This window comes from Pseudoduganella sp. GCM10020061, assembly GCF_042683405.1.
GTDB lineage: Bacteria > Pseudomonadota > Gammaproteobacteria > Burkholderiales > Burkholderiaceae_D > Telluria.
In genome coordinates this window covers 13,050-24,921 of sequence record NZ_JBHUJS010000002.1, presented here as the reverse complement: position 1 = coordinate 24,921, position 11,872 = coordinate 13,050, and the positions used below count along the sequence as shown (strand labels likewise).

At 66.3% G+C, this 11,872-nt stretch carries 11 protein-coding genes; 6 read left to right on the top strand and 5 right to left on the bottom strand.

Features of this window, described 5'->3' with window-relative positions:
• Positions 1-5: 5 nt before the first annotated feature.
• Entirely contained in the window at positions 6-1,256 is a 1,251-nt protein-coding gene (locus ACFSQR_RS03935; protein ID WP_377728321.1) for a DEAD/DEAH box helicase, read from the bottom strand.
• A 466-nt stretch (positions 1,257-1,722) separates the two neighbouring features.
• Between ACFSQR_RS03935 and ACFSQR_RS03930 the strand changes: the two genes are divergently transcribed.
• The 3 genes from ACFSQR_RS03930 (at position 1,723) to ACFSQR_RS03920 (ending at position 4,399) form a co-directional block, all read left to right on the top strand.
• Positions 1,723-2,991 carry a sensor histidine kinase gene (locus ACFSQR_RS03930; protein WP_377728320.1) on the top strand — a complete coding sequence of 423 codons (1,269 nt, stop codon included), beginning with the start codon at positions 1,723-1,725 and terminating at the stop codon, positions 2,989-2,991.
• Positions 2,976-3,737: a LytR/AlgR family response regulator transcription factor gene (locus ACFSQR_RS03925; RefSeq protein ID WP_377728319.1), complete on the top strand. Its 762-nt coding sequence runs from the start codon at positions 2,976-2,978 to the stop codon at positions 3,735-3,737. Before ACFSQR_RS03930 ends, ACFSQR_RS03925 begins: the two co-directional genes overlap by 16 nt.
• A gap of 134 nt (positions 3,738-3,871) precedes the next feature.
• Positions 3,872-4,399: a hypothetical protein gene (locus ACFSQR_RS03920; protein WP_377728318.1), complete on the top strand. Its 528-nt coding sequence runs from the start codon at positions 3,872-3,874 to the stop codon at positions 4,397-4,399.
• A 97-nt stretch (positions 4,400-4,496) separates the two neighbouring features.
• On the opposite strand, the gene ACFSQR_RS03915 is transcribed toward ACFSQR_RS03920, so the two are convergent.
• Positions 4,497-5,534, bottom strand: a complete 1,038-nt coding sequence (locus ACFSQR_RS03915) for a S41 family peptidase (protein ID WP_377728317.1) — start codon at positions 5,532-5,534, stop codon at positions 4,497-4,499.
• Positions 5,535-5,645: 111 nt separating this feature from the next.
• Here ACFSQR_RS03915 and ACFSQR_RS03910 point away from each other — a divergent pair, with 111 nt between their 5' ends.
• Positions 5,646-6,971 carry an NAD(P)/FAD-dependent oxidoreductase gene (locus ACFSQR_RS03910; protein ID WP_377728316.1) on the top strand — a complete coding sequence of 442 codons (1,326 nt, stop codon included), beginning with the start codon at positions 5,646-5,648 and terminating at the stop codon, positions 6,969-6,971.
• Positions 6,972-6,998: 27 nt separating this feature from the next.
• On the opposite strand, the gene ACFSQR_RS03905 is transcribed toward ACFSQR_RS03910, so the two are convergent.
• Positions 6,999-7,703: a sensor histidine kinase gene (locus ACFSQR_RS03905; RefSeq protein ID WP_377728315.1), complete on the bottom strand. Its 705-nt coding sequence runs from the start codon at positions 7,701-7,703 to the stop codon at positions 6,999-7,001.
• A 169-nt stretch (positions 7,704-7,872) separates the two neighbouring features.
• On the opposite strand from ACFSQR_RS03905, the gene ACFSQR_RS03900 reads away from it, so the two are divergent.
• Positions 7,873-8,337, top strand: a complete 465-nt coding sequence (locus ACFSQR_RS03900; RefSeq protein WP_377728314.1) for a hemerythrin domain-containing protein — start codon at positions 7,873-7,875, stop codon at positions 8,335-8,337.
• 75 nt (positions 8,338-8,412) lie between these two features.
• Here ACFSQR_RS03900 and ACFSQR_RS03895 read toward each other — a convergent pair whose 3' ends face one another.
• Entirely contained in the window at positions 8,413-10,032 is a 1,620-nt protein-coding gene (locus ACFSQR_RS03895; RefSeq protein WP_377728313.1) for a response regulator, read from the bottom strand.
• 172 nt (positions 10,033-10,204) lie between these two features.
• Here ACFSQR_RS03895 and ACFSQR_RS03890 point away from each other — a divergent pair, with 172 nt between their 5' ends.
• Positions 10,205-10,660 (top strand): hypothetical protein, encoded by a 456-nt coding sequence (locus ACFSQR_RS03890; RefSeq protein ID WP_377728312.1) that lies wholly within the window; start codon positions 10,205-10,207, stop codon positions 10,658-10,660.
• 146 nt (positions 10,661-10,806) lie between these two features.
• On the opposite strand, the gene ACFSQR_RS03885 is transcribed toward ACFSQR_RS03890, so the two are convergent.
• A complete protein-coding gene (locus ACFSQR_RS03885) occupies positions 10,807-11,802 on the bottom strand; it encodes a diguanylate cyclase domain-containing protein (RefSeq protein ID WP_377728311.1) in 996 nt (331 codons plus the stop codon).
• Positions 11,803-11,872 lie beyond the last annotated feature (70 nt).

Genomic DNA, 11,872 nt, shown 5'->3' with positions numbered 1-11,872 from the left:
TGCGCTCAGGGCTTGCGAAAGCGGACGTCTTCCTTCACAACCGCGGCATGCACCTTCGGCTTCTTGGGCTTCTTGGGCTTTTTCACCAGCTCGCCCTTTGCATTGGTCATCGGCACGCGGTGCTCGGCCACGAAGCCCGGTTCCTCGCTGCGCGCCAGCGTCTGGCGCGTCAGGGTCTCGATCGCCGCCAGCAGCGGCGCCTCGTCGGCGCACACCAGCGACAGCGCTTCGCCGCTGGCGCCCGCGCGGCCGGTGCGCCCGATCCGGTGCACGTAGTCTTCCGCGACGATCGGCAGGTCCAGGTTCACCACCAGCGGCAGGTCGTCGATATCGAGCCCGCGCGCGGCCACGTCGGTCGCGACCAGCACCTGCACCTCGCCGGCCTTGAAGCGGTCCAGCGCGCGCATGCGCGCCGGCTGCGGCTTGTCGCCGTGGATCGAATCGACCGGCACGCCGCGCTTTTCCAGCGCCACCGCCAGTTCGTCCACGCCGCGGCGGGTCTTGGCGAACACCAGCACCTGGCCCCATTGCCGTTGCTTGAGCAGGTGCAGGAACAGTTCCGTCTTGCGCTTCTTGTCCACCGTGACGATGGACTGGCGCACGGTCTTGGCTGCCGTGTTGCGCGGCGCGACCTCGATGGAGAGCGGGTCGCGCAGCATCTTCGCCGCCATCGCGCGGATCGGTTCGGAGAAGGTGGCGGAAAAGAGCAGGGTCTGGCGCTGCTTGGGAAGGACCGCGAAAATCTGATCCAGCTCGCGCGAGAAGCCCAGGTCGAGCATGCGGTCGGCCTCGTCCAGCACCAGCACCTGCAGCTGGTTGAAGCGCACCGCGTTCTGGCGGTGCAGGTCGAGCAGGCGGCCGGGCGTGGCCACGATCAGGTCCACGCCCTTGCGCATCCTCATCATCTGCGGATTGATGCTCACGCCCCCGTACGCGACCAGGGTGCGCACCGGCAGGGCGCCGGCGTAGGCCTTGAAGCTCTCGTGCACCTGGTCGGCCAGCTCGCGCGTGGGCACCAGCACCAGCGCGCGCACGCTGTTGGGCGCCACCTGGGTGCCTTCCATCACGAGGCGCTGCAGCAGCGGCAGCGCGAAGCCCGCGGTCTTGCCGGTGCCGGTCTGCGCGGCCGCCATCAGGTCGCGTCCCTCCAGCACGGCGGGGATGGCTTGCGCCTGGACCGGGGTCGGGGATGCGTAGCCGAGCTCCCCGAGGGTGCGCAGCAGGGAGTCGATCAGGCCAAGCGAAGCAAACGTCATGGATCAGTGGTCAAAAGATTAAAACAGCGCGCATCTTACCCTATCCCGGCTCATTTCCCGGGATCGGGCCATATCCCTGCCCAACAGCGCCGAACCATGCCGATCTTGCGTCAACTGTGCCTTACAGCGGCCAAACCCGGCTGTTGGCACTATTGCGCTTTGTTCATCTCGACTTTCGGCTTGGTCGGCTCCGGCTTGGTGTCGCACGCGCCCAGCAGCAAGGTGCAGGCGAGGGCGGCGAGCACGGATTTCAGGATGGTCTGCATGGTCGCTCCCCTGGTCGGTTCGATGTCCCGATGCTACCGGATTCGTGCCGGCCGCGTCGCATGGGGTATCCCCTCTGCCTCACACGCGCTCGGAAAGGGCCATTTCGTCGCCGCCGCGGCCATTCCATCGCATAATGCACCCCGTCCGGCACCGGCGTTGCTATCGTGAAGCCAGTCCCAACCACTTAAAAGAACCCATCATGAGTGCATTCTTCCTTGTCCTGCGCCTGGTCACCGCTTGGTTCCTGGCCTACCTCGCGGTCGCGATCTTCTTCTCCGAAGTCATCCTCGATGCGATCGGCCTGCACGATTCCGAAGGCTTCTTCGTCCTGATCGGCTTCATCATCGCCGGCCTGGTCGCCAGCGTCGCGTTCTCGCACCTGCGCCGGGTGCGCCTGATCGCCGACCGCCTCGACCGCAGCACGCTGGCCAACCGCCACCGCCGCCAGATCGAGATCCCGTTCGACTCGAACGAGGCATTCGCCATCGTCGACGCGGCGATCCGCGAGCTGCCGGGCACCCACAACGTGATCAGCGCCCGCGACAGCCTGCAGGTGCGCGCCAAGGTCACCCGCATCAACCCGTACAACGACGTCCCGGACGGGCAGCCCGAGCGCCGCTGGCTCGGCCCGCGCCGCAATCAGATCCTGGCCACCGTTACGCCCAACGGAAGCGCCGGCACCGTGATGCTGGTGTGCGAGCCGGAACGCCCTGCCTGGACCGACATCTTCCTGGTCGATGACGGCACCAACCTGGAAAACGCCGAGGCGATCTCGCGCGCCCTGACGCGCCGCGTCGCCGAGCACCGCCGCAACGAGCAGGCGTCCGCCCTCCAGACCGTGACCGAGAAGGAGCTGATGGCCGCCCGCCTGTCGCTGCTGCAGGCCCAGGTCGAGCCGCACTTCCTGTACAACACCCTGGCCAGCGCCCAGCTGCTGACCCGCACCGATCCCGAGCGCGCCGACCAGATGCTGGGCAACCTGATCCTGTACCTGCGCCATTCGCTGCCGCGCGCCGGCGTCTCGATGTCCACCTTCGGCGAGGAGCTGGAGCGCGCCCGCGCCTACCTCGACATCCTCAAGATCCGCATGGGCTCGCGCCTGAACCTGCAGATCGAGGTGCCCGACGAGCTGCATGGCCTGATGGTGCCGCCGATGATGCTGCAAACCCTGGTCGAAAACGCCATCAAGCACGGCCTGGAGCCGAAGTCCGGCGGCGGCAACATCTGGATCCTGGCGCGCGCCTTCGACCGCTCGGTGGCGATCACGGTCGGCGACGACGGCCGCGGCTTCTCGGCCGAGGGCGGCGGCACAGGCATCGGCCTGGCCAACCTGCGCGAACGCCTGCGCCTGGCCTTCGGCGACGCGGCCTCGTTCAGCATCGCGGCCAACTTCCCGAGCGGCGTGGCGGCGACCATCACCGTGCCGAATTCGACTCTCAAGGAGAATCAACCATGGCAAGCTGCGTAATCGCCGAAGACGAGGCGCTGCTGCGCGACGCGCTGGTGCAGATGCTGGGCGAGGCCTGGCCGGAGCTGGAGATCGTGGCGGCGGTCGACGACGGCGGCGCCGCGCTGGAGGCGATCGACCGCCTCAAGCCGGATGTGGCCTTCCTCGACATCCGCATGCCGGGACTGACCGGCATCGAGGTGGCCGGCGCAATGGCCAGCGCCAGCCCGGGCACCCAGATCGTATTTGTAACCGCATATGACCAATATGCCATCGATGCCTTCGACAAGGGGGCGGTCGACTACCTGCAAAAGCCGGTGTCGAAGGACCGGCTGGCGCATACGGTAGCGCGGCTCAAGGCGCGCGCGGGAGCCGACGCGGCCAAGCTGGCGGAGCTGCTCAAGGTGCTGGCGCCCGCCATGCCGCCCAAGGCCAGGCACGAGCCGCTGGTGTGGCTGACCGCCAGCACGGGCACGGAAACGCGCCTGATCATGATCGAGGACGTGGCGTACTTCCAGTCCGACAGCAAGTACACGGTGGTGATGACGTCGCAGGGGGAATCGCTGCTGCGCAAGCCGATCCGCGAACTGCTGGAAGTGCTCGATCCGGCCGTGTTCAAGCAGATCCACCGCTCGACCATCGTGAACCTGCGCGCGATTGCCTCGGTCACGCGCGACGAGACGGGGCGCGGCGTCGTCAAGCTCAAGAACCGCCCGGAGACGCTGACGGTGAGCCAGCCGTTCATGGCGCTGTTCAAGGCGATGTAGCGTATCGGAAGGGCGTGCGCAAGGCCGGTTACGCATGACACGTTTGGTAACAATCCAGGCGTGCGTGAACGCACAAAAGTTGCGCGTGGCGTGGGTACAATCTGTTCCATGCATTCACCCACTGAGGCCACAATATGAAAAACCTGATTCTCGCAGCTGCAGTCTTCGCCGGCGCAATCCTGCCCGCCGCAGCGCAAACCAATGTGTCGGTCACGATCGGCCAGCCCGGTTTCTACGGCCGCATCGACATCGGTGACTATGCGGCGCCGCCGGTGCTGATCTCGCAACCGGTCATCATCGAGCGCGAAGTGCGCTACGTGGCCGAACCTGTCTACCTGCGCGTGCCGCCCGGCCACCGCAAGAACTGGGCGCGCTACTGCCGCCGGTACGAGGCCTGCGGTCGCCCGGTGTACTTCGTGCGGGACGACTGGTACCTGAACGAATATGCGCCGCGCTACCGCGAGCGCCACTACCGCGAAGTGCGCCGTGATTACTACGACGACCGCCGTCATTATGCCGACGGCTACCGCGATGGCCGCCGCGAAGAGCGGCGCGACGACCGCCGCGACTACCGCGACCATGACCGCCACGACGGCCATGGCAAGGGCAAGCACAAGGACAAGGGTCACGGTCACGGCAACGGGCATGGCCGCGGCCACTGAACGCCTGGCCTGATGCCATCAACAGGAAACGGACCGCAAGGTCCGTTTTTTTTGGTCGCCGCTCCACTTCAGCGGGCAGGCAGGGGACCAGCCCGGATCAGCCTTTCCGCTGGACCCGCGCGCAGGACTGCGCCCGCGCCCACGCGGCCGCCTGCCGGAGCGGCGCATCCTTTGCGTCCCCGGGCGCGAACGCGACATCCGGCACGAACGATCCGCGGATCGCCGGCTGGCCATCGAACGCGTACCTGGCCACGCTGACCGCCAGCGCATCGCCGGTGGCCAGCGTCACCGTGCGGTTGACGGTGGTGTAGCCGCCGGTCGGCCATCCGAACACGCGCGAACGCGGCTCGCCCTTGAGCAGGATGCCGATCATTTCGCCGGCCGACGAGGTATTGCGCGACACCACCACCGCGAAAGGCAGCTCGCGGAAGCGCGACAGCAGCTGGCGGTTCTCGTCGCGCAGCTGCATCGTGTAGTACTCCACGTCTCCCAACTGCGTCAACGCACCGCGCTTGCCGTCGCGCGTCTCCACCTGCGCCGTGTTGGCGGGCGTGACCAGATCGGCCAGCGAGGCGATACCCGGCCACGCGTTGCCGCCGGTCTGCCCCGACAGGTCCACCACGAGCGCGCACGCATCGCGCGCGCCGGCCGCAGTGCGCACGGCGTCCAGGAAGGCGTCGGCCGCCTGCACGATGTTGCGTCCGCCCTGCGTGGTCGTGGGCGGCGGCGCGATGACCAACACTGTTGCGTCCTCCAGCGTGAGCGTGTAGGCGGGCGCCGCTGCTGCGGGCCGCGAGGCCGGGTCGAACGGCTGGTGGGCCGCCTCCATCCGCTGCCGTGGTATCAGGTGGGTATGCCCGTCCGAATCGATGGTGCCGAGCAGCCGGTTGACGCGCGCATGCAGCAGCTTTTCGCTGACCCGTTCGGCCGATGCCGCCTGGCGCAACGCGGCGAGCGCCGCATCGAATTCCGCCCGGCTCCGCGGCGGCAGCGCGTCGGTGGACAACACGGCATGGATTTCCTCCGCCATCGTGCGCGCGAGCTTGCCGTCGACCAGGTGGTCTTTTTCCGCCGGCGTGGCGGCGGCGCTCACGAGCAGGCTGGCACAGAAGAGGGCACGGCGGATGGTCGGCATGGCTCGTCCTCCAATAGCAGGGATGGCTTTTATACTAACAGAAAGTTTCTCTTTGGAAGCGACCAATCGGCTGCCTGCAGATCATAGTAAACTGGCAATCATGCCCGCCGGATGGGCTCACTGATCGACAGGAGGTTGGCTTTGCGCAGCGAATTTGTGATCGTCGGAGGCGGAGCGGGCGGACTGGAACTGGCTTGCAAGCTGGGCCGCAAACTCGGCCCCGCGCGCGTGGCGCTGGTCGACAGCCGCCTGTACCACATCTGGAAGCCGTCGCTGCACGAGGTGGCGGCCGGGACCCTGGACGTGCACCAGGAAGGCCTGTCGTACCAGATGCTGGCCCACGATAACGGCTTCACCTTCGTGTACGGGGCGATGACGGGGCTGGACGCGGACGGGCGCAGCCTCACTGTCGGCCCGATCGTGACCGGCCAGGGCGAGGAAGTCCTGCCCGCGCGCAGCGTGCACTACGGCTCGCTGGTGCTGGCGGTCGGCAGCGTCTCGGCCTACTTCGGCGTACCCGGCGCGCAGGAACACACGATTTCGCTCAACGCGGTCGAGGACGCGGAGCGGTTCAGGCTCACGCTGCTCAAGATGCTGGCGCGCGCGGAATACCGCAACGACGGCGAGCCTGGCGCCGGCATCGACGTGGTGATCATCGGCGGCGGCGCCACCGGGGTGGAACTGGCAGCGGAACTGCGCGAAGCCAGCGGGGCGTATGCGACCTACGGCATGGGCCATGAAGCCTTGCGCGACGTGCGCATCACGCTGCTGGAAGGCGCGCCGCGCATCCTGGCGCCGCTGCCCGAGAAGGTTTCCGCTGCTGCGTCCCGGCTGCTGGATCGCCGCGCGATCAAGGTGGTGACTTCGTGCCGCGTGACCGAAGTGGCGCCCGGCAGCGTGCGCGACAAGGAAGGCAATGTCTATCCGGCCGACCTGTGCGTGTGGGCGGCGGGGATTCGCGCGCCAGACTTCCTGGGCGAGATGGGGCTGCCGGTGGCCAAGGGCGGCCAGGTCATCGTCGACGAGCGCCTGCAGGTCGGCGGCATGCCCGGCCTGTACGCGCTGGGCGACTGCGCCGACTGCAAGGACGCGCGCGGCGTCCAGGTGCCGCCGCGCGCGCAGGCGGCGCACCAGCAGGCCGACTACCTGCTTGATTCCTTCCTGCGCGCCAAGGCGGGCCGGCCCGCGCCGCGGCAAGGCTACGTGTACAAGGATTACGGCTCGCTGGTATCGGTGGGGCAGAGCACGTCGGTGGGCAGCCTGATGGGATCGCTCAAGGGCCTGAGCTGGTTCGTCGAAGGCTTCACCGCGCGCATGATGTACGTCAGCCTGCACCTCATGCACCACAAGGCGGTGCTAGGGGCGATGCGTACCGCGGTGCTGGCGCTGGCGCGCTTCCTGATCAAGCGCACCACGCCGCTAGTGAAGCTGCACTGATCCGCCGGGCCGCCGCGGCCCGGCACATCAGCGGGGGAGGGTAACGGTCAGGATGGTGCCGTGCCCGGGCGCGTTGGCGACCGCAATGGTGCCGCCCAGGAAGCGCACCCGTTCGCGCAGCATGCGCAAGCCGTGGCAGCTGCGCGAATCGATGTCGATCGCCGCGTTGCCGATGCCGTCGTCGCGCACCGTCAGCACCAGCGTCTCGCCTGTGTCGTCCAGCACCACTTCCGCGTGGTGCGCCATCGCGTGCCGCGCCACGTTGCGCAATCCTTCCTCCGCCGAACGCAGCAAGGCGATACTGTGCTCGCGCGTGCACTCGACATCGTCTTCCGGCAGGCTGGCGCGCACCTTGATGCCGTGTTCCTGCGCGGCGCGCTCCACCACGTCGTTCAGCGCGGCCTTGATGCCGAGGAATTCAAGCTTGTCGTTCCACAGGTTCAGCTGCATCTCGCGGTTGGCATTGACCACCTGCGTCAGCAGCTGGCGCATTTGTCCCACGCGGTCCTGCAGCGCAGGATCGGGCGGCAGCTTCTGCTGCAGCAGCGACAGGTGCATGGTCAGCGCGGTCAGGGAGGAACCGAGATTGTCGTGCAGCTTGCGCGCCAGGCCACGGCGTTCCTCGTCCCAGCAATTGGCCAGGTGGCCGAGCAGCTCGGTGAGGTCATCGGTGCGTTCGGCCACCAGGCGAACCACGTCGGTTTCGGTTGTCTGCGGTGCCGGGGCAGTCATGTGGCCTCTCGAAGAAAGTTTCTGCCGAATCATACCCCAGCTTCCCGGCGGGTGGCGCAGCGCTCGCTACCGCTGAGACGGTGAAGTGCCGCACATACGGCCGCCATGGTTATGAGGGAACCTCTCACTGTACGGCGCCATCACGCGCCGATCTACCAAAGGAGCCAGCATGAGCACAAACAAGACCGACGCCACCAAACTCCTGGAACAGGACCACCGCGAAGTCGAAGACCTCTTCAAGAAGTTCGAAGACCTGACCGACCGCGCCAAGGTGTCGAAGAAAAAGATCGCCGACCAGATCTGCAACGAACTGACCGTCCACACCCAGATCGAGGAAGAGATCTTCTATCCGGCCGTGCGCGAGTCGGGCGACGACTTCGAAGACATGGTCGACGAGGCCGTGGTGGAACACGCCAGCGCCAAGGACCTGATCGCGCAGATCGAATCCATGGATCCGGACGAGGACCTGTACGACGCCAAAGTGAAGGTGCTGCAGGAGATGATCGAGCACCACGTCGAGGAAGAGGAAAAGGAGATGTTCCCGAAAGTGCGCAAGCTGGGGCTGGACCTGGACGAGATTGGCCGCCAGATGCAGGCGCGCAAGGAGCAGCTTAAGGCCGCGATGGGCGCCTAGGAAGCAGGAAGCGCAGCCCGGGCGGGCTGCGCCCCAGGAACCAAGGGGACGGTCCGGCAGGACCGTCCCCTCGTCTTATTTGGCGGTCGTGGCCGGGAACTGGCTGATCGCGTCGATCAGCGCATCCATCTGCACCGGCTTGACCAGGTGCACGTCGAAGCCGGCTTCCATCACCCGGCGGTGATCCTCGGCCTGCCCGTACCCCGTCAGTGCGATCAGGCGGATGTTCTGGGTCAGCGCCGACGCACGCAGGCGGCGCGCGACTTCATAGCCGTCGATGCCCGGCAGTCCGATATCCACCAGCGCCACGTCCGGCACGCTGGCTGCCGCCAGGTCCACGCCCTGCACGCCGTCGGCCGCATGGCGCACCGCAAAGCCGTGCGTGGATAGCATCATGGCCATCATTTCGCGGCCGTCGTCGTTATCTTCGATCAGCAGCACGGATGGCTTGCCGCTCTCGCCCGCCGCCTTCTGCTCCGGCGCGGCCTTCTCCTGCGCGGCGACGCGCGGCAGGCGGATCATGAAGGTCGAACCCGCGCCCGATCCGTCGCTCATCGCGCTGACGGTGCCGCCATGCAGTTCCACCAGCCGGCGCACCAGCGCCAGGCCGATCCCCAGGCCGCCCTGGGCGCGGTCGATCGAGCTGGTGCCCTGCACGAATACGTCGAACACATGCGGCAGCAGGTCCGGCCCGATGCCCACGCCCGTATCGCGAACGGTGAGCACGGTGTCTTCGCCGTCCACGCGGGTGACGAGTTCGATGCGTCCGCCCGGCGGGGTGTACTTGAGCGCGTTGTCGATCAGGTTGGAGGTGATCTGTTCCAGGCGCGTGGCATCGCCTTCGACCCAGCAATCCGGGTTGGCGTCCAGCTCCACGGTGTAGTCGAGCGTGCGGCCGGTGGCGCGGAAGGTGTCGTAGCAGCCGCGCAGCAGCTGCGACATCTCGACCGGCTGGCGGTTGAGCAGGATCTTGCCCGACATCGCGCGCGACAGGTCGAGCAGGTCGTCCACGATGTGCGACAGGTGCTGGCTCTGGCGCTGGATGATCGAACGCGCGCGCGCCACCGTCTCGGTGTTCGCGCCCGGCAGGCCGATCAGCGATGCCGCGCTGGTGATGGCCGACAGCGGGTTGCGCAGCTCGTGTCCCAGCATGGCGAGGAATTCATCCTTGGCGTGGCTCTTGCGCTCGGCGTTGCGGCGCTCCTCCATCTCGCGCACGAGGCGCTTGTTGGTGGTCATCAGTTCCGTGGTGCGCTGGCTCAGCTTGGCAGCCTGCCGTTTCAGCTCCACGTTCTTGGTGGCCAGCGTGACGAACACCTGCACCTTGGCCTGCAGGATTTGCGGGATCACCGGCGTGAACAGGAAATCGACCGCGCCTTTCTGGTAGGCCTTGAGGCGGTCGATTTCGTCCGCCACGAAGGCGGTCACGAAGATGATCGGGATGTCGGACGAGCGTGGACGCTGGTGGATCGTTTCGGCGGTCTCGAAGCCGTCCATGCCAGGCATGTTCACATCCAGCAGGATCACAGCGAAATCGTGCAGCAGCACCTGGCGCAGCGCTTCCTGTCCGGAGCGCGCGGTGACTACCTCATAGTTCGACTGTTCCGCCCATTGGTCCAGCAAGCTGGTCAGTGCCAGCAAGCTGGCAGCGTCATCATTGACCACCAGGATCTTGGGTTTGTCGATTTTAGGCACGAAGAGAAACCAGTCTTTACGTTAAGCAAGCAGGATAGCACGGCCGGGGCAGGATAACCAACGCGAACCGTGCGCGGGGTCGAGCGTACGTTCGCTGCCGCACATACCTTCGGAACACGCTATGCGATAGTGATTGCGGGATTACTAATTTGTCCATCGAAAGGGCAGGAACATGAACATCGATAAAATCATTGATAAAAATCACGCAGGAAAATGTTTCCGCGACCTGGCGGAGGCGCCGCTGTCGGCCCTGCGCGGCTTGTCGGAGCAGGACGCCCGCTCGCTGGAAAAGGCGTTCAATATTCGCACGGTACGCGAGCTGGCCGAGCTCAACTTCGTGAAGTGGGCGGTGGCGATCACCACTCTTGCCGGGGAAGAAGAGCCGGCGCCGGAAGAAGTGGCGCAGGAAGCCCTGCTGGACGATGCCGTGGAAATGACTTTCCCGGCCAGCGATCCGATTTCCGTCGAGTCCTCGATCACCCGCATCGAAGTGGCGCCGGACAAGGTGGACGCCCATCGCGACCACCAGGCAGCGCGCGAGGTGGAGGAGCACATGGAAGAGGCCGGAGTGGCCGGTGCCGACGGCAACGGCAAGTCGGCAAGCAAAGGAAAAGCAGCCAAAGTCTGAGTTTGTAGGGCCGGCGGGGCGCCGCCGGTGTGTTCGGGATTAGCGGCCTGCGGGCCGCTTTTTTTCGTGCGCACGGGACGGTGCCAGCTGCCGGTCCGCGAGGGCAGCCCCGCCAGCGCGAGGGCTTGCCCGTGGGGCGCAGGCCGCTAGCGCTGGGCCGGAGTGCGGCCGCCGGCGACCACTGCCAGCGGCGCGGCGATCGGCGAGTTGGCTGCGGTCGCCGTCGAGCAGAAGCGGTTCTTGCCGGAGCGCTTGGCTTCGTACAGCGCGTAGTCGGCAATGCTGATCAGCGCTTCCACCGTCTCGGCATCGTCCGGATACATGCTGATGCCGATACTGGTCGACAGGCGCAGCGTCAGGTCGTTGATGAAGTAGGGTTCGGATACCGCTTCGACCAGCTTCGCCGCCGGGCCCTGCGCATCCTGCAGGCCGTGCACGTCGCCCAGCACGATCATGAATTCGTCGCCGCCCAGCCGGGCCACGGTGTCTTCCTTGCGCGAGTTCGATACCAGGCGCTGCGCTACCATCTTCAGCACTTCGTCGCCGTAGGCGTGGCCGTAGGTGTCGTTGATGGCCTTGAAGCCATCCAGGTCCAGGTACATGATCGCCGCCTTGTGGTGGTGGCGGTTCGCATGCTGGAGCGTGGTTTCGATGCGGTCTTCCAGCAGGCGGCGGTTCGGCAGGCCGGTCAGCGCGTCGTGCAGCGCCAGTTCCTGCTGGGTGCGCGAGTACTGCGCCAGTTCCTTGTACAGCAGGCGCACTTCCAGCATGTTATGGATGCGCTTGTGCACTTCGAGCAGGTCGAACGGCTTGCTGATGAAGTCGCGCGCGCCGGCTTCCAGCGCGGCGATCTTGAAGCTGGGCTGGGCGGTCAGCGCCAGCACCGGCAGGTAACCGCCGTGCTCGATCTCCTTCAATCCCTTCATGACCTGGAATCCGTTCAGGCCGGGCATTTGCAGGTCGAGCAGGATCAGGTCGTAGTTGTGCTGGCGATGCAGCGGGCAGACCTGCTCCGGCAGCATCGTCGAATTAACGTTCGTATAGCCTTCCTCGCGCAATATCTCTTCCATCAGATCGATATTGTCCGGGGAGTCGTCTACGACCAGGATTTTCGCGTTAAGGATATCGTCTCTACTCGGCATGCTTGATCTCTTCATTCCGTGGGACATCGCGGCGCGCCGCCAGCGATGTAACACAACCCACGAGTGCACG